Genomic DNA, 22,712 nt, shown 5'->3' with positions numbered 1-22,712 from the left:
GGATACAACAATAGTTATCCGATTACTTTCATGTTTACGGCATCCCATTGTATCGGCTTGTGACTGTAATAACTATCGTTACAGATCAACGCCGGTGCGGCAGCCCGGTAACCGAATACGGCATCTTCCACCACGCTGCCGTTATTACGGATAGCGTTGAAGAAATTGGAAAAGTGATCATAATGCGCTCCCTTATACCCTTCTTCTGCCTGGAAAACGAAGGATTCGGGAGACAACATTTTTTTCCGGTTGTCCTGTCCTTTGCCAGCCTTGGCCAACTGGGCTTCCATAAACGGATCATGCGAATCGAACGCTTTATTTCTCTTTACCGTAACGCGGTCCCATTCGACATCCATGGAACCTTCGCTGCCGACCAGACGCAAATAAGTCGTGCCACTTGTGCCATCCACGAAATTGCAGCGAAGAGAAAGGTTAAAACCAGGGTGTTCGGTCCTTTCGGGATAATCAAATGAGCCGAGCAATACATCGGGCACTTCACGGCCGTCATTCCAAAACCTCAATCCGCCGGTAGCATACACATGATCCGGCCCTATCGAATTGGTAATGAAGTGCAGGCTGGAGAAAAGATGCACGAACAGGTCGCCGGCCATGGCGGTGCCATAATCGCGGTAATTCCTCCAACGGAAAAAACGCATTTTATCAAAGGGCCGGTGCGTGGTATTGCTGATAAAGGTGTCCCAATCCACGGTCTTCTCTGAAGCATCGTCGGGGATAGGATACTGCCATACTTCAACCGGAGCACGGCGTGCCCAGAAACCTTCTGCGTAATTCAGCTTACCAATGGCGCCATCTTTCAGCAGTTCCCTGGCCTTTTCATTACCCAGTGAGGACAACCCCTGGCTGCCGACCTGGAATACTTTACCATATTTTTTCTGAGCGGCGATCACGGCAGGGCCTTCATCCACAGCATGGACCATTGGTTTTTCGCAATAAGCGTGCTTCCCCGCCGCCATGGCGTCAATAGATATTTGTTTATGCCAATGATCCGGCGTTCCGATGATCACCGCATCCACATCCGACCGGTTCAGGATATCCTTGTAATGTTTGGTGGTAAACAGATCCTTGCCCCATTTGGTCTTTGCATCGTTCAGGCGGCCATCATAGAGATCGCAAACGGCTACCAGTTTTATACCCGGCACCTGCAAGGCAGTATTCGTATCCGACGAACCCATACCTCCCGCACCGATCAATGCCACATTGATCTTGTCATTGGCAGAATAAGGTTTATCACCCAGGATCTCCCTTCTGATCTGCTCTATCTGGGCGGCAGAAGCCTGTTGCGTTATCGCCCCACCGGCAATGACGCTCCCGGTGGCCATGGATAAATTTTTTAGAAACCCCCGACGATTGTACTCTTTTTTCATTTGGCGTTTTTTGGTTTTAGAAAATAATTACGGGTCAGAACTGCTCCAGCAGAATGGGTTTACCGCGTTGACGTTTGCTTTTTTGAAAAGCACTCATGAACGCATAGATCTCCTTGGTTTCCTGCATAGGTACCGGTACTTTTCCGGACGCAAAATAGTCAATAATGGCCTTTAACAAGCCTTCATAACCATCATAATCTCCCAGCACGACATTATTTTTTTCGCCAAAAACAATGCCTCCGAAAGCATTGACGCCGGAACGGGTGCCCCGAAAGGTACCGATTCTGCCATCTTCCCATGTACCCACCGCCATATCGGCATCTGTCGAATGAGCGGCCTGTACTGTCTTACAACCAGGCCCCATCACGGCAAACAGCATCTCCACGCTGTGGATGCCATACCAATACAGATCTTCGTGGCTGGGCTCGATCGTACAGGGTGAAAAACAGGATGCCCCCAGTACTTTGCCCGGTCCGGTTACTTTGTCAAGCCCGGCTATCTTGCCCGGCCCGGTTATCTTGTCCGACCCGGTATGCAGAAATGGCTCTGCCGCTCTGATCTCCCGGATGGCGGAGGTATATCGCAGTGCGCTGCTGGTGAAAAATGAAGCACCGTAGTGAGTTGAAGTCTTAAAAATCTCTTTGACTTCCCGGAGATTCGCTCCCAAAGGCTTATCGATAAAAACCGGTTTGCGGGTTTGAAATACTTGCGCTGCCTGCTGTGGATGCAGGTGGCCATCATTGGTTTCCAGCAATACGCAATCAACCTGGTCCAGCAATTCCTCCAGGGTAGAACAGAGGATTACCTGGAAGGCCTTCATTTTCTCTATATAACCTGGAATCCGGTTATTACTGCTGGCGATACTGCGGCTGCCATAAGGATAGGCGGCCGTCACGCGGTAACCTTTATAAGGAGAATCGGAGGAAGGATTGTTGAGTACTTTCGTAAACTCTACACTATGGGAGGTGTCCAGACCGATGATACCAATTCGTTTGCCCTGAAGGGATGCCGGGACATCCGGGACATCCGGGAGGGTCCGGGAAGCATGAAGGGAGAACTGGGAGGAGCCCTGGGTGCCCGGCAAAGCTGCGGCTGGAAAGGCTAAAGACGCCCGGCTACCTAAGGCAACCGATGAGCCCAGCATCACAGTATTCTTTAGAAAGGACCTCCTTTGCATAGTTTTTCAATTAGACCAATTTAGACCAGGGAGGTCAGGGAGGGATAGGCCCGGATCACCCGGTCAAGTGCATCAGCCTGACCATCGGAAAGTACTTCATTAGGATTGAGACACCACAAACCTTCGAGGAGACCATCCCGGCGCAGGGCCTCATGGATCCCTGCGATACTGCCTTTGAAATTATGTTCGGGATCAAATACCGCCTGGTTGAGATCGGTGACGTTACTATTCAAGGCAAGCAACTTCTCCAGGCTGCCGGTCTTGTCCCGGTGATAGGCCTGGATCTCCCGGAAATAGCGTACTGCAGGAGCTGTCCACACGGACCAATGTCCTAACAGGCCTCCCACAAAACGTTTTTCAACGATCGTATCCCCCACAGGGATGTAGTAGGGCGTGAGCAAATCGGCAACGATGTTATCGTCGTTGCCTGTATACAAGTCGATCTCATGGCGGCGGGGGGAATGGCAAACGGCTTTAACCACATCGAGCGTTTGGTAGCGGTTGAACGATGCTACTTTGATGGCCTCTACATTGGGTATCCCGCCAAAGGCAGCCCAGAAATCAAAATCCAGGAGCCTGCCGCCTACGGCTGGTTGAAGATAAAAACCAAATACGGGGATGACCTCCGCAATGGCTCGGGTCCGCTCCAGCAATTGCGCATTGGACCAATCATTCAGCCCCCCATTGCTTACCAGGCCCAGGTGATAGCCATACTTTACCGCCAGCTCCGCCTCTTTAACCGCCTGTGTGGTGGGGCCGCAAATACCGGCTACCTTGATAAAAGAATCCTGGTTTTTTCCTGCCTTATCAATGCTCTCGGCGGCAAGGGCCAATACCGGTTCCAGCAAGGCATGCCGGGGATCCCGGATCTCAAATTGGGTGGTATGTACAGCAATGGCAATGCCGTCGGCACCGGAACGGATATAATAGTTGGTCAGGCCTTTCTGCCAGGCCGTATCCAGTTTGAAATCCTGCGTGAGCGCAAGAGGGTGTGCAGGTATGAAGGCACCTGTACTTAATATCTTCTTGATCGATGAATTTAACGGCATAGTATTAAAAATTTCCTTTTCTTTCCTGAAAATGTGTAGGCTTGTTCAACGTTTTGCCACCTTCTGATAACCAGGCGGCATCCAGTTCTATGATCTCCTTCAAAGAGACGGACGGATATCCGAATAAGCGGAAGCTTTCTCCCGCATTACTCAACAGAGCAGTGGATTGCTCCTCCCCGGTAAACACGGGGTTCCTGCCCATCAATCTTCCGAACTCTTCTGCGATCCAACGGACGGAGGCCGTCTCGGGTCCGGCAACATTCAATAGTTTGGGTGGATTTGAACAATGCAATAAGGAGCGGATGGCAATCTCATTGGCATCCTGCTGCCAGATGACATTCACATGTCCCATGTTCAAATCCAGGGGAAGGCCTTCCTTTACCGCTTTTCCAATCTCCAGCAACACCCCATAGGAAACGTCGTTGGCATAATTCAAACGATACATCAGCATTTCCGTTCCGTAGGTGGCTGATCCATATTCAAATACCCGCTCGCGTCCCAGGCAGGACTGTGCATATTCTCCTATTGGTCCTGTTGGGTCCAATTCAGTGGCGCCGCCCCTGGACAAAGGAGTGAGCGGGTAAACATTTCCGGTGGAAAAAACAATGATCCGCGATTGCTGGAATTTTTCGGCCACCATACCGGGCAGATAACTATTCATCGCCCAGGTGAAATACTCTTTGCCGGTCGTTCCGAATTTTGTTCCGGCCAGGTAGATCACATTTTTTACGTCGGGGAGCTGAAAAAGCTCCTGTCTGTTCAGGAGATCTGCTGAAATGGTGATCACCCCTTTTTTTTCCAGATCCGTCTTTATCTCCGGCTGCGAAAATCGGCTTACACCATAAATCTTTTTTTGAAGCCCGGCCGCCTGTACGGCTTCGGCTGCTAAGACCGCCATGGATGGTCCCATCTTACCGGCCACGCCTAAAAAAAGGATATCCCCATCCAATCGTTTGATATCTTCTATGAGCCTTGCAGAAGGCTTCAGCATGGAAGCATATTTTGTCTGTAAATCCGTCATATCATTTACTTTAAAACGTTATTTAAAAAACAAGGTTTTTATGTTCATACCGGCCAGGACCAGTATCAACAGGAGACCGGTAATGGCGCTGATTCTACAAAAGGGGTTGTTCCTGCGTTCGCCCATGATCGTTGCATCATTGGAGATGAGGAGCAAGGCCAGTCCGATCACCGGAACGATCAGAATGGTGATGCCTTGTGCAAAAACGATCATTTGCAGCGGCATGGCTCCGAATATATAAGCCAGTGCTGCCCCAAGCGATATGATAACCGCGATGCAGATCTTTACCCTGAGCTGATCCATGCTGTATCCCCATTTAATAGCATCGGAAAAAACGGTGCCTCCCACGACTGCATTACCAACCAGTGCTGAAAAGGAGGAGGCGAACAATCCCAATAAAAAAAGCTGGGAAGCACGAAGACCAAATAAGGGCTCCAACGCCTTGCCCATATCCTTGGCGCTTTGCAGGGATATACCCCTGGGATGCAGGACGGCTGCCGCACACAACAATACAGCGGCACTCATCACCCCTAACACCAACATGCCCGTCAGGCTCCTGTCTTTCATGCCCAGCCTTGCCTCATCGCTTAACTGGACTGCACGCTGTTGTACCAGGTAAGATTGATAAAAGGCGGCCACCAAAGAAAAGCAGGAGGCTACAAAAGCAATCACCAGACCTTCCGAACCCGTAGGGATGGAAGGAACAAAACCTTGTCCGATCTCCTGAAAAGAGGGGTGCGATAATATACAGGTAACCAGGAAGGAGAACAACATCAGCAGGACAACGCCAATCATCACCTTGGACAATAAGGCATAAAAACGTTTGGCGAAAAGCAGGGCAATGGCGATCAGGCTGACAACAATTATCCAGGGTTTGGCGGAAGTATGGGTAAATTCTCCGATCGCAATTCCGGCACCTACCGCATTGCCAACCTGGAAGGAGGTACAGACGGCAAATACGCCTAATCCGATGATGCCGGCCACTGCGCTCCCCCATTTGTTGCGGATCGTCGTCAGCAGGGAAACCCTGGTGGCCATACCGATCCTGGCCGCAATATTGGTATAGATGGCCATAAAGAAGATGGCCACTACGATGATCCACAATAGAGCGCTTCCGTATTGTGCACCAAGTTTGGAGGCGATGGTCACCTTGCTCGGGCCGAAGACCACGGCTACTGTGATGATACCAGGAATTAAGGAATTCAGCCAACCTCTCCATTTCCCTTTCATAAGCAGTCCTTAGTTTATAAGTGAGTATAATTAAGCCTTAACCTTACAAACAAATCTAAGTATTTTGAATACAATTTTCAAAAGATTTTGTATACTTTTTATGAAAAAGCGCCATGGCTGATTTAACAGGACAACAAAAAAACCATCCGAATTGGATGGTTATCAATATCTGGCGGAAAATCGTCCTCGTTAAATATGTCTTCCGGAAAATCGTTCCGGTTTGGCCTGCTACATCTCCACGGGCAATAATTCCAGCATTAATTTTTCGCCCCGGTTCAGATGTTGTAAAAGTGTCTGGGAAGCGGCTTTCAGGTCATTACTCTTTAAATACTCAACGATCTTGCGATGTTCTGTATTTGTCTCCGCATAGTCGTCCACCTGGCTGGAACTGCTTAATTTAAAGTGAAACAGCGGGATATTACTATTGGTATAAATGCTGATCAACCGGCCATTCCTCGCCCCTTTGATCAGGGTCTCGTGAAATTTTACATCTGCTTCACAGGCACCGCTGTGGTATCCCCGCTCCACCATGGAAGAGAAATCCTCACAGATCTGTTCCAATTCCCTGATCACTTCCTGGTCCCGGTGTTTAAAAAGAAGGTTAAGTGCTCCGATCTCCAGCAACTCTCTCAGGTCCTTGATCTCTTTGATATCGTCCATGGTAAAGGAACGCACAAAACAACCTCCCTTTTCTCCAAACTCAACCAAACCTTCTCCGGAAAGCCGAATCAAGGCTTCCCGCACAGCTACCCGGCTGACTTCCAGCTTATTAGCCCAGGTATTCTCCGCCAATCGGGACCCTCCGGTCAACTGATTGGCCAGGATTTTTTTGCGTATTTCCCAATAAACAAAATTTGCAAGGGAGTTCTCTTTCATGAAACAGGTTCAATTTAAGTAAAACAAAAGTAAACAATTTTTGTACACATTTTATAGGATGTGCTGTAAAAACCGCAAAACTTATGTTTGGGGGATGAAAGAGAAACCCCGCTTGCTGAGTTCGCCGATTATTAGCTAACAAATGACTACACCCTTACAATGATCTTGCCCCTGGTAGTCCCGGTCTCTATCTGTAAATGAGCCTGGGGTAACTCATCGAAGGAATAGACATGTGACACGTGAGATTTCAAAGCCCCCTGTTCCAGCAGTACGGCCAGGCTCCGCATGTCATCTCCACTGCTGCCGACCATGTGTCGGTGCCCAACCACCCCCTTCTGGCGCAGTTGTTTCACAAACGCTTCATCAAAATGAAAAAGAAGACTTATGAGCAATCCCCCTGGTCTTACAGCCTTTAACGAACGGGCTAAATGCTTCGGATCGCTGACAGCATCCAATATAATATCAGCATCCTGGACGATACTCTCGAATGGCTGGGTCTTGTAGTCGATGAATTCATCGGCACCGAGGCTCAGCACAAAGTCCCTGTTTTTGGCCGAGGCCGTCCCGATCACATAAGCCCCAAAATGTTTGGCCAGTTGAACGGCATAATGACCGACACCGCCCGCAGCACTATGAATAAGCACCTTGTCTCCCTTCTTGATTTTCGCATAGGTCACCAGCGACTGCCAGGCGGTCAGCGCTGCCAATGTCGAAGCAGCAGCCTCTTCCTGAGAAATGACTAAAGGCTTTTTTGCAAGATGGGCTGCAGGCGCTGCCACATATTCTGCATAGGCCTTCCCGTGACCAACAAAGTTTACCATTCCGAAAACTTCATCCCCGATTTGAAAGGCGCTGACCAGTTTGCCCACTTCCGTTACGGTACCCGCAACATCCCATCCAAGGATCACGGGCTGCTCTCCCTCTTTTACCCCCAAAATGGATAAGATCCTTGCTGCATCTCCGCGAACATACGCATCGGCCGGATTTATGCTGATCGCCGCTACCTTTATCAACACTTCGTTGTCTTTTATGACTGGCGTCGGCAATTCTTCTTTTACCAGATTTTCTATCCCCCCCGGCTGTTTTAAAACAAATGCTTTCATGATTATTTATTTAGAAGGCAAATGTATTTTTAAAGTATCTTTATAACAATTATGCACTAATTTGTATCCTAGATACCAAAAGGATAGTATTGTTGATAATCAACATAATATTTTTATAAAAAATGGCTAAAAAAACTGAACCTGCTCCGACTTGCTCTATCGATTATGCTTTCCGGCATATCGGAGGGAAATACAAGGGGCGTATTATCGCTTATATTCATCTGTTCGGAAATGGGGTACTTCGTTACGGTCAGCTTCGCAAACAGATCCAGGGAATCACTCCGAAAATGTTAACGCAAACGCTCCGGGAACTGGAAGACGACCATCTTATCTTTCGAAAAGTTTATCACGAAGTACCTCCCAGGGTCGAGTATTCGCTCACAGCATCTGCGAAGGAACTGATCCCATTTATCCTTCATCTCAAACAATGGGCGGAAGCACAAATGGAAAAAGAGAAGATAGCTATCCTGTATGATACTGTCTGCTCCGTAGAAAATGAGTGAGCAAAGATGTTACCATTCGGCTACCTCATCGGCTACGGCAACAGCTTCGATCTCGATCAGGGCATCCGGGGAATAAAGCGAGGATACCTCCAATATGGTATCCGCCGGATAAGGAGCCTTAAAATACTTACCGCGTAAGACAACGATCTTATCGAAATTACGCATATCCTTGAGCAGGATCGTGACCTTTATGACGTTTCGAAAACTCGAGCCGCCAGCTTTTAATACCTTCTCCAGGTTTCCAAAAGCCTTGTCGGCCTGTTGATCAAAATCCCCAATGCCTACCAGGTGACCATTATCATCGATAGCCGTTTGGCCGGATATGAATAAGAGATCACCAGCGCGATAGCCTTGGGCAAGGCGAAAGGGCTTATAGGGGTCCGGGTTAATATGGATGGGAGCGATCTTCATTTTAGTGGCTTTTATTTGAGTTGTTTTTATTGTGGTTGTTTTTATTTTATGATTGGTATTATCCCCATTTGAGTTGCCGGCTTGTTTGTCAATTATTATTAATTATGGATACAAAAGTATTTCGCGCCCGCTGATCGACGTTAAACTATTTTAATAAATGGGGTTAAATTAGTTTTATGATCTCCATTTTGCTTTGTTTGAAAATGTGCATTTTCCCTTATTTTCATAGCAGAATTCGCCACCCTGGAAAGACAATTTACTATTTTCATTAATACGCGTATCAAACCATACTATTTAATGTGGCCGTTCAAAAAACAGTTTCATTGGCGTTGAGTAACATTCATTTTAATATTAATACTTTCAATAATTAACACGGTATGGGAACAGAAATAGAAAGAAAATATTTACTCAATTTTGAAAAGTGGCAAAAGGTTGAAAAGCCTTTGGGGCAAATTTATCGCCAAGGCTATATATTAACAGACCCAAAAAAAACAATCCGTGTAAGACTAACGAAAACAAGCGGATATTTAACGATAAAAGGGCTTTCAGTTGGTGCAACCAGGCCTGAATATGAATATGAAATACCAATTTCTGATGCCGCAGAATTGTTAGACAATTTTTCAACTTCTGAGCTTTCAAAAGTTAGATATCGAGTCTCATTTGAAAATAAAGTATGGGAAGTGGATGAGTTCCTTGGAGATAACACTGGGTTAATTATTGCAGAAATAGAACTGAAAAGCGAAGATGAACATTTTATATGTCCGGATTGGATCGATAAAGAGGTTACCGGAGACGAAAAATATTACAATTCGAATTTAACAATTACTCCATACAAAAATTGGGGTTCGTAACTCAAATGGTCTGGAGGTTTTTTAAAAATTGGATAATTTCAAGCGTTTACTCTCCAAAAAACAGAAGGATTATTAAATAAAATTCTGTTATCATGAATTTTAATCCGCCAAAAATGCAGGCTCCATTCTTTGCATCTCGCTTCGTGATAATCCAATTTTCTCCGCAACGGTTCGCCATTTACCGACAGAATCTGTTACCTGTTTGATGATGGCTTCCCTTTTTCCTTCCTGTAAACGAAATTGGCCGGCAACCTCCCTTGCCAGGTCCAGATCCAGGGCATTGCTCTGCTCAGAAATATTCAGGCTCAATCCGGTAGAAAAGGGAATGGGATTAAGATCGTAAGCTGGTGATAAAACCCATCCTTTGGATGTCAATATAAAGCCATGATTACGGAGATGATCGTCACTATTACTCACACATATATTAAAGACGATTCGTCGCCAAAGCTCTTCCAGATCATTATCAGGTCTTGCCCCATTTCGCATAAGGAGCTCTGCCAGGTGCAGATAGGAGACATTAGCACCAGCATCAGCGCCGTCTGTCTGTCCGAGTAATGTCATCGCCGACGCGAAATGAAGGCGTCCCCCATCTACTCTGTCAAATCGTTTTGTCAGATAAGTGTGAAAGCTTTGCGTGAATCGGCGTGCCACACCTTCGGCAACCTGCATTCCTCCTTTAATAGCCAGATTATTGACAACAGCCTCCCAAGCTCCGATATCCCAGTCATCTTTACGACTTGGAAACTTCGCTATCCAGAGCTCCCCTTCCGGGCTTATTACGCTTGCCTTGGGCCTTGCCCCACCAAGCGAAGAACCAGGAGCCATTAACAAATTCAACCATTGCGAAAATGCCGGATCTTCCATACCATCTGCATCTTCCAAATGCAAACTAGCTTCTTCCAAAGTTCGGAGTGAAGTCATTGGGGGGGCAGCCATAGCCGCGTTAGCATCCAGGAACAGACCTTCCGGATTCATTTTGAATCGAAGGGCGCCCATACGGTAAAGATCAAATACACCGAGCAGGTAATTACTTTCCATTAATTTCCCGGGTTTTCGACCCTCCTTTCGGGCTGCAAATGCCTCCCGACGCTCCATTAATACTCTTCCCCACCGGTCAGGTGCCGAATCGGTGAATAGTCCAAAGTTTGATTTTTCTGCCCGTATATATTGTGGCCCGGCAAATAATCCAAGGTCGGGATCTAACACCACCGCATTCCGATCTGCCAACCAAGCTTTATCATAAGTAAAGGAAAAGATTTCCTTTCCCCTGACCTGTTCTGTCTGGAGGATTCCCATTAGTTGGGATGCGCCTAAACCAGCCCAGTCTGCATATACCCATATTTGCTTTAAAGTAGAAGCTGTCTTGGCCATTAGTATCATTTTTTGAGCAGTCCTGCATCCTGCAATTTCCTCCCCAAGGGATCATTAGCCGCGACATCCAATAAGTCCTTTTCCAATCCAAGAATAAAAAGCACCTGCAGGTAGGCGCTCATGGATACCCCCGGATCTCCTTTTTCTATTAGCTGAAGAGTAGACCGGGCAATACCCGCTCTTTCTGCTACCTGTATTTCAGATAGCCTTCGACGTTTACGGGCTAGTTTTACGTTCTCACCCAATCCTTTCAGGATTTTGTCCGCTGTGGGTAATAATATCGTTTTCTTGCTACGCATATAATTTGACCGATATTTCAGTCAAATATATACATAAATGACCGAAATAACGGTCATTTGTTGTATTTTATTTTGAAACCCCTTTAATACCATCCCAGTTTACATTTCCTTATTTTTTTGCCGAATTTCTTAAATTGTAAGATGAAGCGACGCATATTTCTACAAAACACATTGACTGCCGGCGCGGGCCTGGTGTTATCTCCTTATATTAAGACGGCTGCAACGAAAAAGGTGATAGTTCTGGGCGCGGGCATCAGCGGGTTGTGCTGTGCCTACGAATTAATGAAAGCCGGGCATACCGTAACGGTACTCGAGGCTTCGGGCCGGTATGGAGGTCATGTATTCACCGGCCGCGATGGGCTATCCGATGGGCTTTACGCAGATTACGGCGCCGACCATATCACCCAACCAGGCTATGAGCATTTTTTTGAATATATCGAGGAGTTCAATTTGACAGCGATTCCCTACCCAAACGCGGAAGGCTCAGAGCATAGCTATGACAAAGATAAACTGAAGGTCATCGACGGGAAGATCTATAGCGCGGATAAATTGAAAGAGCCTGCCGTGCTGAAAGGCCTTGGGTTCAACGACCGGGAAGTTGAGTTCCTGTCGCAGCATCCTATGTATGAGCTGCCCGATTTCTTCGTAAAAAAATACCTCGATAAGTTTACCGATCCCTGGCAGCCCTTTGGAGTTGGTTATGATGACTATGACAAAATTGCCATCGCCGAGGTCTATAAAAAAGAGGGCGCTTCGCCAATCGCCCTGCGATTCCTGGGTGGAAAATATACAAATGCCCTTTATTTTCTCTGGCGGCTTTCCATCATGTATTCGCGTGGCATCCCGCCATCCGAAGGCGAGACCTTTCACCTCAAAGACGGTAACGAACAGCTGCCCATAGCGTTTGCCAAACGACTGGGTAATCGGGTCAAACTCAACCATCCCGTAACGGCGATCCGGCACAGCGCCACCGGCGTGACGGTCAGCTGCCGCCCTTTTGGCAGGAAGCAGGAGCTAGCACTTTCGGCCGATATGCTGGTCAACTGTATCAGTTTGCCCGTTTTTCAGTCTATTCCCATTACACCAGCACTTTCCCCGGCTAAACAATATGTCGTCAATCATCTTAAATACTCTTCCCACCCCTTTTACGTATTTGAAGCCGCATCGAAATTCTGGCTCGAGGACGGTATTCCCAGTATCAATATGGAATTCGAACATCCGCTGATCAGTTCTATTTGGGTAGCATCCGAGCAATCAGCGAAGGATGCGAGCGAGGGCAGCAACAGTGTTGCTGGCCGAAGCTCTAATCAGGTCGACACCCAACGCATCCTTCTGAAAGCCTTTGGACCCAGCGGATTCCCGCCGCAGCAGATACTGGCCGCATTCCGCGAGGTATATCCCGGTAAAAAGGATACCATCGAACAGGCCTTGACCCTGGATTGGTCAAAAGATAAATATGCCCCCGTCTGTGAAATGGAACCGTTTGCCATCGGCGAAATGCATAAATTCTGGCCCCAGGTACTCCAGCCTGATGGACGCATATATTTTGCCGGTACTTATGCAGACAATATGAGCCGCGGCATGGAGTCCTGTCTTCGCAGCGCCCGGCGTATTGCCGGAGAGATCGATAAATTGTAAGCAGACTCAGGCATCTGGTATCTCTGGCTCTACCAGCTTAGCCAACTTTTCCAGCGATTCCTGCCAGCCTAAATAGCACATTTCAACGGGTATAACAGAAGGAATTCCTTCCTGTGTGATTTTTATATCCGTACCTACTAAAGTTTTCTTAAGCCAAACAGTAGTGGTCATCTCACCCGGAAGATTTGGGTCATCAAATTTATCGGTGTACTTCAGCAACTCATTGGGTTTGATCTCCAGGTATTTTCCGCCGAATGAATGGCTGTTACCGGTGGTAAAATTCTGAAACGACATTTTATGGGAGCCTCCGGGCTTTACGGTCATTTCATGGACGGTACAAAGGAACCCATATGGGGGTATCCAGGAAGCAATTGCCAGGGCTTCAGTGAATGCGCGGAATACCTTTTCCGGAGACGCTTTAAGAACCCTGTGTAATGAAACAGTGTTGTCTGACATAAAATCTTTTTTTTTCGTTACCTACTCGTCTGGCTTTTCGGTTTCGCCCGTTTTTATAGTGGCCTCTGCTCCACTTGCGTTGTTAATTGTTTACCTGTTAACTACAGCAATACAAAGATGGTAGGAAAATTTGATTTTGACAGCGGCAAAATGTGACTCTCTAACGGGGTATTTGCGACCAAACCCGCGAAAGTTTCTTCTTTAACGGAAGTTTATCAACAATTAGTTGACAAAATCAACTAATTGTTTTATTTTGGTGGGATGGTACAAAATCCAGTCAATGCCATCAGGAGCTTTAACCGATTCTATACCAACATAATCGGACTACTTGACCGGCATCTGTTGGATAGTCCGTTCAGTCTTTCGGAAGCCCGTGTACTCTATGAGCTGTATCATCAGGAAGGGCTCCTGGCAGGCGATATCGTTTCGAATTTAAAGATGGACAAAAGTTATCTCAGCCGGATGCTGGATCAATTCACCCGGAAACAATTGATCACCAGGAGCCGGTCAGCTACTGATGCACGTGCAGTCCATATTTTCCTCACCGCAAAGGGAAAAAAAGAAGCGGAAGCGCTTGGCCGGGCATCAACTAAACAGATAGCAGATATCCTGGGAGGCATTTCGGAAATACAAACGAAGCAATTGGTTCATTATATGCAGGAAATACAGAAGATACTGAGCGCATCTACGGTCGGCCATTAACAAGGCAGGGCAAATTTGATGCTATCAGCCATAAAATAAAAAAGATGAACGCTACAATCGATCCTCAGAACATAACGATCCGGACAGAGCTCCGTCCTGGTGACCTCGGTTATCTGATTTACCTTCACGGTCATTTGTACGGCAACGAATATCAATTTGGAATAATTTTCGAAACCTACGTCGCACAAGGTATTCATGAGTTTTACCAGCAGTATGATTCGCAGAAGGACAGGGTATGGATCTGCGAGGATGGTAAAAGGATCGTCGGCTTTCTGCTCCTGATGCACCGGGGGGAAAATACAGCCCAACTGCGGTATTTTATCCTTGAACCCGAATACCGGGGCATTGGGCTTGGCAAGCGGTTGATGGCATTATATATGGATCATTTACGTAATGAAGGATACCAGCATGCTTACTTATGGACTACGAATGAGCAGGTGACGGCAGCAGCACTTTATATAAGACATGGCTTCCGGCTGACAGAGGAGAAGCATTCTGACGCATTCGGCAAGCCCTTATATGAACAACGATATGACCTGGTTCAAAGAATCATTTAAGATAAATCAGTTCTTAACCGCCTATCTACTTTTTTAGAGACACAAACAACTCGGCCGTAGGCTTCCAGGAGTTTTCATTACCCACCCTTATGATGTCAAATCCCAATTTTATTGCTTCGTCACCTGAAAGCCATACACCGTCGGATCGCTGGGCGCATGATTGGTGCCCTGCATGGTGGAGGCGCTTGTGATGACGGTAAACCAGTTATAACCGGGGAGAGGCGCAAAATGTATAGCCCTTCCCGTACGTAAGTAGGGTAGATCAGTATATGTCGGCAGGCCCGACGGTGGACCGAATATCAGGTCCACCACTGATCCGGGCTTGAATTTTAAAGAAACATTCGTCGCCCCCCACACGGTACCATCCAATGCAGGGATCGGGTCCGTATTAAATACGGCACTTTTCAAGCTCCTGCCGCTCATATCCGTACTGTGTATATTCGTCAGACTATTCCCTGAAATATCCCCCGTAAAGGACGGAGAGCCATCAAGGCTTATGGCGACCTTGTTGGCAGTCACCTTCCAGCTGCCGGTATGGTCAGCCAATAATTCACGCCAGACCAGCTGGCCGCCTTCGATAAACTCGATGTTCACCGGCTCGGGCCCCTTGCCGGCATAGTTAAATGCGCCCGTCCAGCTGGTGTTTTTAAACAATGTTTCGTTGTTGGTATTGTCCTTATTATCCTTTTTGCATGCGCTGAAAGAAAAGGCCGCAAGTAGCAGGGTGATTGACGTATACATCAATTGCTGTTTCATGAACTTCCGATTTTTTTTATACCGCAAACCTAAGTTCATATACAACCACGAACTATCCCCCATATAGGTGAATTTGCCAGGGTTTGCAAAAGCTGCAAAATTGTCTATCTTGGTCACCACTATCAATACTGATTTGAATGATGAAATCTTTAGCCCCGCTGTTGACGTTGATCTTAGTTTCGTTCATCGGCCGCTCACAACCCACCCCAAACTACTTCGAAGGAACCCTCGTTTATAAAGTCTCGGTACAGCCTAAACGCGAGAATCTAAAGGAGAAGGATGTTCGTAAAATGATAATGAAAGGAGACCTGTATACCGTAACCACCAGGGACGGCAACTCCCTGGAAACCACAGGATTTATGGATGCCTATACCATTCAAAAGGATAAAAAGATCTATTTTAAATTCCGGAAGCTGGACACCTTATATTATATGGATTTCTCCGCTGACACCAGCCAGGTGATCAGCCATAGCAAGACGGACTCCAGCTTCAGTATCAGCGGTTACCCCTGTAAGGTGTTGACCATCCAGACCGGCTCCGGCTCCAGACGATATTATTACACTTCTTCCCTGCGGTCAAATCCTGATCTTTCCAAGGATATGACTATCGACCATTGGAACCTGTACAACCAGGAGACAAATGGAGGTATTTTCCTTTGGTCCCGCTTAGAGTATGGCTATACTTTCGAGACCGACAGTTGCATCAAGGTAGAGCAAAAAAAAGTGGATGACCACCTCTTTGATCTTCCCATCCTTCCGGTTAAAAAATTTGTGGCGTCCGAATTACTCTTTCAGGCGCATTTTCCCGGTAAACCCTCCGCATGGCTGACCTATCTTCAGAATAATCTCGATTCGAAGTTTGCCTTCAAATACGTCAAAATCGCCAGGAACCAACAAGAGGCCTCGCAGAAGGTGATCGTGGAGTTCGCCGTTGCGGAGGATGGCTCCATCTCCAACCTCCACATAACCAATAAAGGCGAATTTAATGCCCACCTGGAGGAAGAGGCCATGCGGGTAATCCGGGATTCTCCCCGGTGGGTACCCGCCAACTTCTTCGGGGAGAAGCTCACAGCTATCATGCAGCAGCCGGTCATTTTTATAGTACGACGCGAATAAAGGCCTAATGTACGATCAGCAACGGCTTCCCCGACACCGTTTTACCATCGCTCAATTCCAACACGTAATTGCTTGCTTTCAGGTTGTTCACGGGAATGGTGAAGTTATTCCCCGTCTTCCTGGCCGTATAATGTACTAAGCCGGAGCCGTCGATTACCCTGATCGTATAGGTGGCCGACTCAGGATTAATATTGAGTATATTTATGTTTTATAGGAAAAATCATGACCGATCCTCTCAAAAAGAATATCGCAACACATGTTTCTCTTTCTGAAAATGAAACAGAAGCATTTTGCAATTTATTCGAACACCAAACAATTAAGAAAAAAAGCTTTTTGTTGCGGGAAGGAGAAGTTTGCAAATTTGAAGGTTTTGTTACCAAAGGTCTTTTTCGAGTCTATCATATTGATCAAAATGGGTTTGAGCAAATACTCTATTTTGCTATTGAAGATTGGTGGATTACTGATATTGATAGTTTTACCAGCGAAACTCCATCGCAACTTTTTATTGAAGCACTTGAAGATAGTGAGGTTCTTTTGATTTCAAAAAAAGATAAAGAGTTTGCTTATTCAAATTTGCCTAAAATAGAGAAGTTATTTAGGGTTATGACCCAAAAAACACATGTTGCTCTGCAAAGAAGGATGATAGATAATTTGGGTAGAACTGCCGACCGACGGTATCTTGACTTTATCGAAAAATATCCTCAACTCCAACAACGGCTTTCTAATCTCCAAATAGCTGCTTACTTAGGCATCAGTCACGAATTTTTGAGCAAAATAAGGAATAAAATAGCCACCAGGAGATAAGGTAAATTTCATTTATTGAACTTGTTCAATGTTTTTAGGAGTTGGATGATGGTATCTTTATATCACCAATTTAATACCAGACAAAAATGAAGCAAATTATCCCACCCGTATTATTAACAATTTTAATTTTACTCAAAATGGATGTACAAGCACAAAGTTTCAAAACCATTGAAACAAACCATTTTAAACTTCAAGTTTACAATGCACCGGAGAATAGTTTTGGAGTAGCATCGGTAATCGTTTCGGGCAAAAGTGATGCTGTCTTAATTGATGCTCAATTCACTTTGGCAGATGCTGAAAAAGTGGCACAAGAAATCAAAACAAGTGGCAAAAAACTAACCACAATTTATGTTTCCCACGGCGACCCTGATTTTTATTTTGGGATTGAAGTTTTTAAAAAATATTTCCCTGAAGTTACGGCTTTTGCTTCTCCTGCAACAGTAGAACACATAAAAGAAACTGCACAAAAGAAATTAGAAGTATGGGGAGAAAGATTGGGGAAAAACATTACGTCAAATATTATTTTACCACAAGTTCTAAAAGGCAGCAGCATTGATTTAGAAGGGCAGAAATTAGAAATAATTGGCTTAGGTGAATTCCCTAACCAAACATTTGTATGGATACCATCAATAAAAGCAGTGGTTGGCGGCATCAATGTTTTTGGAACTACTTTCAATCCTTGGATGGCGGATGCACAAACTGCGGAAGCCCGTAAACAATGGATAAATGTTTTGGACAAAATCGAATCATTACACCCAACAATTGTAATTCCTGCACACGCTAACAATAATAGTTCATTCGATATTAGTGCAGTAAAGCATACCAAAAGTTATATCCAGTTCTATGAAGAAGCATTAAAAACCAACAAAACTTCGGAAGCGTTAATTGAAGCGTTAAAAGCAAAATACCCGACACTAACCTTTGAAACAGCTTTACAAATTGGCGCCAAAGTAAACACAGGGGAAATGAAATGGTAAAAAAAAATAATCTTTAACTTGACAACGTTCCTTGTATTGTCAGGTTGCTCTTTAAATAAAAATGAAATGACAAATCTTGAAATAATAAAAAGCACCTACGAAGGAAAAACTTCGGAAGAAAACGGTAAAAATTTGGCCAAATATATATCCGAAAATATCTCTTGGACAGAAGCCAAAGGCTTCCCTTATGCCGGAACTTATATCGGTTTGGAAAACATTAGCAAGAACGTTTTTAGCCGATTGGGAAGTGAATGGATAGATTATAAATTTACACCTGAAGATTATGTTGCTGCCGATGACAAAGTAGTTGCCTATGGCACATATACAGGCACGTACAAACTGACAGGCAAGGCCTTTACAGCTAGGGTGGCCCATGTTTGGAAATTGAAGGACAGGAAAATAATCAGCTTTGAGCAGTTTGTTGATAGCAAGATGGTGAACGAGGCAATGAACTAATATTACATCCTCAATTTATTCAACGATTTCCGCAACACATCATTGCTTCTTATTTGGGCATTACCAAAGAGACACTAAGCAGAATAAGAAAACAAGCCCATAAATAATTCATAGTAAGAGAAAGTTAAAACATCTGTACCATTCTACTTAATTCAATCACATTGGAAACTCCCAGCTTTTGCATGAGCTTTGCCTTATGTGTGCTTATTGTGGAGATATGTAAGGACAGGAGGCCAGCAATTTCTGAAACATTTTTTCCATCAACTAAATAGTTCATGATTTCCAGTTCCCTGATGGACAAGGTCTCGAATGGGTTTTCCGTCTTTCCTTCAAGGACCTCTTGGGTCAGGACATCCTGCATCCTGGAACTCAGGTATCTTTTGTTGTTCAGAATACTTACAATGGCTCTACGGATTTCGAATGGATCAGCTTCTTTATTGATAAACCCTTTCACGCCCAGCTGCAGGTATTTTTTTGCATATACATCTTCACTGCTCATAGTCAGGATCAGGATTTTCTGATCCGGTTTCAGGATAAATATATTTTTCAACAAACCGAAGGAATCAGTCGAGGGCATGGATATATCCAGGATCGCCAGATCATATTCGTTGGCTTGTATTTTCTTCCAGACACAGTCTCCATCCCGGCATTCATCTATTTCCACCTCCATGAATTCTTCCTTTATAAGAAAAATCAGTCCGGTTCTTACAATTAAGTGGTCATCGGCAATTAAAATTCTTTTCATGAAGCTTAAGGGCATATTGATCAAAAGATAAGTATAACTGTTTAATTAACAGTTATAATATAAATATAGCTGATTTGAATAATTTTGAATGTAGTCAAAAGAACAATTTTTTGCCCTTTTCCCGCCCGGTCTAAATATAAACCCTTATAGACCGTACAACTATTACTAGACGCAGTTATTGAAAAGCAGGGTTATCCGGTTGCCTGTGCCGCCCGGGGTATCTATATTCAGTTCTCCCTGTATCCTGGCTAATAATTCTAAAATAATCTTGTAACCAAAGCCACCATTGTCAATCTCCGACTGATAAGTATAGTTAAGGATCTGAGTGATCAGGTCTTTTTCCATGCTCCTGCCCGTATCGGTTATGGTGATGCGGACAGTTGCAGCATCCTGTGCTGCTTCGATCTTTATTTCACCGTTCAACGTGTATTTATTGGCATTATCCGCCAAATTGCGGATGATCAGCTTTAAGATATGAGTATCGGAAACCAGCGTAATAGCCGGAGGTATCAGGTTAAACACAATATTGTTACGGATATCAGCGCCCGGCTCATACAAGGAGACGATTTCCCCGACAATCTCCCGCAGGACTATTCTTTCCTGCCTTACGACAAACCCCTCTTTCTGCGCATTTGTCCAGACCAGGAAATCCTGCGTAAATTCGTACAGGTCATGTGTAGCATTCCTGAACTTTAGCAGCATTTCAGCCAGTTCCGTCCTGGAAACTTTTTCATAGTTCTCAGCAATATGAATGGCCAGGATGTTCAGAAAGCGAAGAGGCGAACGCAGATCATGCAGGATAATAGCAATCATTTTTTCTTTTACATCGTTGCTTTCGGAGAGAGCCTGCGTCCTTTCTGCGACTTTTTGTTCGAGTTGCTCTGCTCTTTTTACCTGGCGGGCATACCGCAACCAAAAAATAAGGAAGAACATACCGATGGCCACCACGGCGGTAAGGAGCCGGAACCAGATCGTCTCATACCAGTAAGGGAGAATGGTCCATCGGACCTTCTTATAACTATACCGGCCATAACTCTCCTGCTTCCGTACCGTTAACGTGTAGTGGCCACTGTGCAACCCCGTCAGCACCAACTTTTCATCATCATTTACCGGTTGCCATTTGCTGTCCAGTTCCGGTATGGAATATTCCAGGTGCAGGTTGGCCGGGTTGCCAAAATAGGGAGAAGCAATGGCAAAGACCAGCGGGCCGGAGTCCTGATCCTGCTCGAAGCGATCACTGGCCGACACCTTCTTATCGTCCATGATAATGCGGTCTATAAATATGGGGTGATTGGCTGGCACAATAGGTATGCTGTCCGGATCGAATTGTATCAACCCATCCAAAGAGGGCAGGGAAAAATGACCGTCCCGGGTGACAATACCGCAGGCAGTGCATCCCCCATTGAATTCATTAATGGAAAATCCTGAGGACTTGTCGAAATAATAATAAAAGACATTCTCCTTATTGCCGGATGCATAACTATCCAGTTCCTTTTTCGCCACCCTGAACAGTCCCTTGTTCGTGGGCAGCCAGAAATAACCGTGTTTGTCTTTCTTAAAACAATGGACGGTCGATAGGTTGTTCATACGATCCATCGGCATTTTTAAAAAGCGCCCCTTTTCGTACTTATAAAAACCCTGCCCGTACGTACCGATCCAAATGCTTCCATCCGGGTCTTTATAGATCACCCTTACGGAAGTTTTTTCCAGTCCCGGCTGACGTCTGAGTGTTCCGAGGACCAGGTCGTACGAAAATAATCCTGATGCAGTCCCGATCCATAGCTCACCCGGGCTCATCTCACGGATGACCAGTATATCAGCATCCTGCAGCAATGCGGGATGATCCAGTAAAGTGGTTACGTCTTTTCCCCGAAGCCTGAATAAGGCATGCTGACTGCTGTACAGGATATCTTTATTGGTGGCCTCGATGATCGAGGAGAGCCAGCCGCCCAGGTATGCAACGGTGACGGGCGCATGCAGCCCGGTGTCGGTCCTTCTTAAGGAAGAATAGGAAGAATACCAGATATAACCGTCAGATGACTGGAGAAAGGAATACGGGTCATAGACTCCCGGCGACGGCTTATTTACCGGGCTATGGCGGTTCAGGATGCCGGAGGAGGTCAATATCCTGCCATCCGGTAACTCTACCTGCGCATAAAGGCTATTGATCGCATAGTTGTCGCTGGTGAAAGCCAAACGCTCGAATTGGTGCTTTTTGAGAATATACAATCCACTGGTCGCTGTACCAATATATAATATCCCATACCCATCGTCATAAATCAGGCTGCTGATGTCCCTGATGGATGTATTGCCAGCCAATGTCTCGAAATCCAACAGTCCGTTCCGTAAATGTAACAGCAGGATATTCCCTTTGTAGACGAGGAAGCTGTGCCTCGTGTCCCTTATCGCTTCAAACGTGGCTTGTATCGGATAGGGGCCCGCCACCCTGGCCTGTCCGAGGATTTGCTGCAGGGGGATGCTGATGCTGATGTTTTTTTGCAGCCGGCCTTCCTTATAGGCATAGAGGCGGTTCAGCCTGTCTACGGAAAAAAAAAGATCTCCCACCATGAATTGAAGCTTTGGCGCAGAACCGGAAATTTCAGGAAGAAGACGGATGCCTGCTGTGTTCTCGTCAAGATAATAGCAGGTGGAATCCTTTCTTATATATGCTTGTTTTTCACTTACAGTAAATAGGTCTCCTTTGTGGCCCAGATCATCGAGCAGACGCCCGTAATCAGCAGGGCCGGCCCCACCTCCCCACTTTTTATAGATATTGGTAAAAGAAAATATCCGGTTGTTCAATCGGTTGGATTGGTAAGGATTGGCGGAAAGGAGGCTGTCTTCCTCCAACTGGTAATCGGCAGTCACCGTCAGGATACGGTGACTGCCGAACAGCGGCTCGATGAGTATCTTCCCCGATCCTTCCGCTAAACCGATCAGGAAACACCTGTTGGACAGCAAGGTGGGGGAATTTCCCATATTGTATTCCCGGAAGTTCCTGCCGTCAAAACGGACTATGCCCATTTCCGTAGTCATCCAGAGAAAGCCGTTCCTGTCAAAGGCCATATCATTGATACTGTTTTGAGGAAGGCCTTTATCGCTATTATAATTGATGACGCTATAATCGGGCAGCCTCGTTTGTTCTTTCGAGACCAGGAATTGAAAAAGGCAAAAGAAAAGCAGTACACGTGATTTTAAGCAGCCCGGCATGCAAAAATACTTTTATTAGC

General features: G+C 45.8%; 23 protein-coding genes. 9 read left to right on the top strand and 14 right to left on the bottom strand.

What is annotated here, in order from left to right:
* Positions 1–14: 14 nt before the first annotated feature.
* The 7 genes from ACX0G9_RS12640 to ACX0G9_RS12610 all read right to left on the bottom strand — a co-directional run bounded on the left by ACX0G9_RS12640 (position 15) and on the right by ACX0G9_RS12610 (position 7,841).
* Entirely contained in the window at positions 15–1,340 is a 1,326-nt protein-coding gene (locus ACX0G9_RS12640; protein ID WP_459065273.1) for a Gfo/Idh/MocA family protein, read from the bottom strand.
* A gap of 79 nt (positions 1,341–1,419) precedes the next feature.
* Positions 1,420–2,562 (bottom strand): Gfo/Idh/MocA family protein, encoded by a 1,143-nt coding sequence (locus tag ACX0G9_RS12635; protein WP_459065272.1) that lies wholly within the window; start codon positions 2,560–2,562, stop codon positions 1,420–1,422.
* A 20-nt stretch (positions 2,563–2,582) separates the two neighbouring features.
* Positions 2,583–3,611: a dihydrodipicolinate synthase family protein gene (locus tag ACX0G9_RS12630; protein WP_459065271.1), complete on the bottom strand. Its 1,029-nt coding sequence runs from the start codon at positions 3,609–3,611 to the stop codon at positions 2,583–2,585.
* A 4-nt stretch (positions 3,612–3,615) separates the two neighbouring features.
* Positions 3,616–4,632, bottom strand: a complete 1,017-nt coding sequence (locus tag ACX0G9_RS12625) for an NAD-dependent epimerase/dehydratase family protein (RefSeq protein ID WP_459065270.1) — start codon at positions 4,630–4,632, stop codon at positions 3,616–3,618.
* Between the two features lie 18 nt (positions 4,633–4,650).
* Positions 4,651–5,862: an Nramp family divalent metal transporter gene (locus tag ACX0G9_RS12620; RefSeq protein WP_459065269.1), complete on the bottom strand. Its 1,212-nt coding sequence runs from the start codon at positions 5,860–5,862 to the stop codon at positions 4,651–4,653.
* A gap of 228 nt (positions 5,863–6,090) precedes the next feature.
* Positions 6,091–6,738 carry a GntR family transcriptional regulator gene (locus ACX0G9_RS12615; RefSeq protein WP_459065268.1) on the bottom strand — a complete coding sequence of 216 codons (648 nt, stop codon included), beginning with the start codon at positions 6,736–6,738 and terminating at the stop codon, positions 6,091–6,093.
* A gap of 146 nt (positions 6,739–6,884) precedes the next feature.
* On the bottom strand, positions 6,885–7,841 hold the full coding sequence (locus ACX0G9_RS12610) for an NADP-dependent oxidoreductase (RefSeq protein WP_459065267.1): 957 nt from the start codon (positions 7,839–7,841) through the stop codon (positions 6,885–6,887).
* Positions 7,842–7,963: 122 nt separating this feature from the next.
* Between ACX0G9_RS12610 and ACX0G9_RS12605 the strand changes: the two genes are divergently transcribed.
* Positions 7,964–8,344 (top strand): winged helix-turn-helix transcriptional regulator, encoded by a 381-nt coding sequence (locus ACX0G9_RS12605; protein ID WP_459065266.1) that lies wholly within the window; start codon positions 7,964–7,966, stop codon positions 8,342–8,344.
* Positions 8,345–8,353: 9 nt separating this feature from the next.
* On the opposite strand, the gene ACX0G9_RS12600 is transcribed toward ACX0G9_RS12605, so the two are convergent.
* The gene (locus ACX0G9_RS12600) at positions 8,354–8,755 is read right to left on the bottom strand and encodes a RidA family protein (RefSeq protein ID WP_459065265.1); all 402 of its coding nucleotides are present in this window, start codon (positions 8,753–8,755) and stop codon (positions 8,354–8,356) included.
* A gap of 377 nt (positions 8,756–9,132) precedes the next feature.
* On the opposite strand from ACX0G9_RS12600, the gene ACX0G9_RS12595 reads away from it, so the two are divergent.
* On the top strand, positions 9,133–9,606 hold the full coding sequence (locus ACX0G9_RS12595; RefSeq protein ID WP_459065264.1) for a CYTH domain-containing protein: 474 nt from the start codon (positions 9,133–9,135) through the stop codon (positions 9,604–9,606).
* 99 nt (positions 9,607–9,705) lie between these two features.
* Here the strand turns inward: ACX0G9_RS12595 and ACX0G9_RS12590 are convergent, their stop codons facing one another.
* Positions 9,706–10,977 (bottom strand): type II toxin-antitoxin system HipA family toxin, encoded by a 1,272-nt coding sequence (locus ACX0G9_RS12590; protein WP_459065263.1) that lies wholly within the window; start codon positions 10,975–10,977, stop codon positions 9,706–9,708.
* Between the two features lie 5 nt (positions 10,978–10,982).
* Positions 10,983–11,276, bottom strand: a complete 294-nt coding sequence (locus tag ACX0G9_RS12585; protein WP_459065262.1) for a helix-turn-helix domain-containing protein — start codon at positions 11,274–11,276, stop codon at positions 10,983–10,985.
* A gap of 141 nt (positions 11,277–11,417) precedes the next feature.
* On the opposite strand from ACX0G9_RS12585, the gene ACX0G9_RS12580 reads away from it, so the two are divergent.
* Positions 11,418–12,914 (top strand): flavin monoamine oxidase family protein, encoded by a 1,497-nt coding sequence (locus ACX0G9_RS12580; RefSeq protein ID WP_459065261.1) that lies wholly within the window; start codon positions 11,418–11,420, stop codon positions 12,912–12,914.
* Positions 12,915–12,920: 6 nt separating this feature from the next.
* On the opposite strand, the gene ACX0G9_RS12575 is transcribed toward ACX0G9_RS12580, so the two are convergent.
* Positions 12,921–13,370 (bottom strand): SRPBCC family protein, encoded by a 450-nt coding sequence (locus tag ACX0G9_RS12575; protein WP_459065260.1) that lies wholly within the window; start codon positions 13,368–13,370, stop codon positions 12,921–12,923.
* 261 nt (positions 13,371–13,631) lie between these two features.
* Between ACX0G9_RS12575 and ACX0G9_RS12570 the strand changes: the two genes are divergently transcribed.
* On the top strand, positions 13,632–14,072 hold the full coding sequence (locus tag ACX0G9_RS12570; RefSeq protein WP_459065259.1) for a MarR family winged helix-turn-helix transcriptional regulator: 441 nt from the start codon (positions 13,632–13,634) through the stop codon (positions 14,070–14,072).
* Positions 14,073–14,116: 44 nt separating this feature from the next.
* Positions 14,117–14,629 carry a GNAT family N-acetyltransferase gene (locus ACX0G9_RS12565; protein ID WP_459065258.1) on the top strand — a complete coding sequence of 171 codons (513 nt, stop codon included), beginning with the start codon at positions 14,117–14,119 and terminating at the stop codon, positions 14,627–14,629.
* A gap of 108 nt (positions 14,630–14,737) precedes the next feature.
* Here the strand turns inward: ACX0G9_RS12565 and ACX0G9_RS12560 are convergent, their stop codons facing one another.
* Positions 14,738–15,385, bottom strand: coding sequence for a hypothetical protein (locus ACX0G9_RS12560; RefSeq protein ID WP_459065257.1), 648 nt, complete (start codon positions 15,383–15,385; stop codon positions 14,738–14,740).
* Positions 15,386–15,522: 137 nt separating this feature from the next.
* Between ACX0G9_RS12560 and ACX0G9_RS12555 the strand changes: the two genes are divergently transcribed.
* The 4 genes from ACX0G9_RS12555 to ACX0G9_RS12540 all read left to right on the top strand — a co-directional run bounded on the left by ACX0G9_RS12555 (position 15,523) and on the right by ACX0G9_RS12540 (position 18,737).
* Positions 15,523–16,500 carry an energy transducer TonB gene (locus ACX0G9_RS12555; RefSeq protein ID WP_459065256.1) on the top strand — a complete coding sequence of 326 codons (978 nt, stop codon included), beginning with the start codon at positions 15,523–15,525 and terminating at the stop codon, positions 16,498–16,500.
* Positions 16,501–16,722: 222 nt separating this feature from the next.
* Positions 16,723–17,304: a Crp/Fnr family transcriptional regulator gene (locus ACX0G9_RS12550; RefSeq protein WP_459065255.1), complete on the top strand. Its 582-nt coding sequence runs from the start codon at positions 16,723–16,725 to the stop codon at positions 17,302–17,304.
* Between the two features lie 86 nt (positions 17,305–17,390).
* Positions 17,391–18,281 carry an MBL fold metallo-hydrolase gene (locus tag ACX0G9_RS12545; protein WP_459065254.1) on the top strand — a complete coding sequence of 297 codons (891 nt, stop codon included), beginning with the start codon at positions 17,391–17,393 and terminating at the stop codon, positions 18,279–18,281.
* Positions 18,282–18,347: 66 nt separating this feature from the next.
* A complete protein-coding gene (locus ACX0G9_RS12540; protein ID WP_459065253.1) occupies positions 18,348–18,737 on the top strand; it encodes a nuclear transport factor 2 family protein in 390 nt (129 codons plus the stop codon).
* Positions 18,738–18,861: 124 nt separating this feature from the next.
* Here the strand turns inward: ACX0G9_RS12540 and ACX0G9_RS12535 are convergent, their stop codons facing one another.
* Complete coding sequence (locus tag ACX0G9_RS12535; RefSeq protein WP_459065252.1) at positions 18,862–19,482, bottom strand: response regulator; 621 nt, start codon at positions 19,480–19,482, stop codon at positions 18,862–18,864.
* 165 nt (positions 19,483–19,647) lie between these two features.
* On the bottom strand, positions 19,648–22,692 hold the full coding sequence (locus ACX0G9_RS12530; protein ID WP_459065251.1) for a ligand-binding sensor domain-containing protein: 3,045 nt from the start codon (positions 22,690–22,692) through the stop codon (positions 19,648–19,650).
* Between the last annotated feature and the right edge of the window lie 20 nt (positions 22,693–22,712).

Source organism: Flavitalea flava, from assembly GCF_054461575.1.
Note: the sequence above shows the minus strand (reverse complement) of the source record. Positions and strands in the feature narration are given on the sequence as shown.

Bases quoted from the DNA above. Each gene is read 5' to 3' on its own strand.
- ACX0G9_RS12640 (WP_459065273.1), bottom strand. From the start codon at position 1,340: ATGGCCACCGGGAGCGTCATTGCCGGTGGGGCGATAACGCAACAGGCT.
- ACX0G9_RS12635 (WP_459065272.1), bottom strand. From the start codon at position 2,562: ATGCAAAGGAGGTCCTTTCTAAAGAATACTGTGATGCTGGGCTCATCG.
- ACX0G9_RS12630 (WP_459065271.1), bottom strand. From the start codon at position 3,611: ATGCCGTTAAATTCATCGATCAAGAAGATATTAAGTACAGGTGCCTTC.
- ACX0G9_RS12625 (WP_459065270.1), bottom strand. From the start codon at position 4,632: ATGACGGATTTACAGACAAAATATGCTTCCATGCTGAAGCCTTCTGCA.
- ACX0G9_RS12620 (WP_459065269.1), bottom strand. From the start codon at position 5,862: ATGAAAGGGAAATGGAGAGGTTGGCTGAATTCCTTAATTCCTGGTATC.
- ACX0G9_RS12615 (WP_459065268.1), bottom strand. From the start codon at position 6,738: ATGAAAGAGAACTCCCTTGCAAATTTTGTTTATTGGGAAATACGCAAA.
- ACX0G9_RS12610 (WP_459065267.1), bottom strand. From the start codon at position 7,841: ATGAAAGCATTTGTTTTAAAACAGCCGGGGGGGATAGAAAATCTGGTA.
- ACX0G9_RS12605 (WP_459065266.1), top strand. From the start codon at position 7,964: ATGGCTAAAAAAACTGAACCTGCTCCGACTTGCTCTATCGATTATGCT.
- ACX0G9_RS12600 (WP_459065265.1), bottom strand. From the start codon at position 8,755: ATGAAGATCGCTCCCATCCATATTAACCCGGACCCCTATAAGCCCTTT.
- ACX0G9_RS12595 (WP_459065264.1), top strand. From the start codon at position 9,133: ATGGGAACAGAAATAGAAAGAAAATATTTACTCAATTTTGAAAAGTGG.
- ACX0G9_RS12590 (WP_459065263.1), bottom strand. From the start codon at position 10,977: ATGGCCAAGACAGCTTCTACTTTAAAGCAAATATGGGTATATGCAGAC.
- ACX0G9_RS12585 (WP_459065262.1), bottom strand. From the start codon at position 11,276: ATGCGTAGCAAGAAAACGATATTATTACCCACAGCGGACAAAATCCTG.
- ACX0G9_RS12580 (WP_459065261.1), top strand. From the start codon at position 11,418: ATGAAGCGACGCATATTTCTACAAAACACATTGACTGCCGGCGCGGGC.
- ACX0G9_RS12575 (WP_459065260.1), bottom strand. From the start codon at position 13,370: ATGTCAGACAACACTGTTTCATTACACAGGGTTCTTAAAGCGTCTCCG.
- ACX0G9_RS12570 (WP_459065259.1), top strand. From the start codon at position 13,632: ATGGTACAAAATCCAGTCAATGCCATCAGGAGCTTTAACCGATTCTAT.
- ACX0G9_RS12565 (WP_459065258.1), top strand. From the start codon at position 14,117: ATGAACGCTACAATCGATCCTCAGAACATAACGATCCGGACAGAGCTC.
- ACX0G9_RS12560 (WP_459065257.1), bottom strand. From the start codon at position 15,385: ATGAAACAGCAATTGATGTATACGTCAATCACCCTGCTACTTGCGGCC.
- ACX0G9_RS12555 (WP_459065256.1), top strand. From the start codon at position 15,523: ATGATGAAATCTTTAGCCCCGCTGTTGACGTTGATCTTAGTTTCGTTC.
- ACX0G9_RS12550 (WP_459065255.1), top strand. From the start codon at position 16,723: ATGACCGATCCTCTCAAAAAGAATATCGCAACACATGTTTCTCTTTCT.
- ACX0G9_RS12545 (WP_459065254.1), top strand. From the start codon at position 17,391: ATGAAGCAAATTATCCCACCCGTATTATTAACAATTTTAATTTTACTC.
- ACX0G9_RS12540 (WP_459065253.1), top strand. From the start codon at position 18,348: ATGACAAATCTTGAAATAATAAAAAGCACCTACGAAGGAAAAACTTCG.
- ACX0G9_RS12535 (WP_459065252.1), bottom strand. From the start codon at position 19,482: ATGAAAAGAATTTTAATTGCCGATGACCACTTAATTGTAAGAACCGGA.
- ACX0G9_RS12530 (WP_459065251.1), bottom strand. From the start codon at position 22,692: ATGCCGGGCTGCTTAAAATCACGTGTACTGCTTTTCTTTTGCCTTTTT.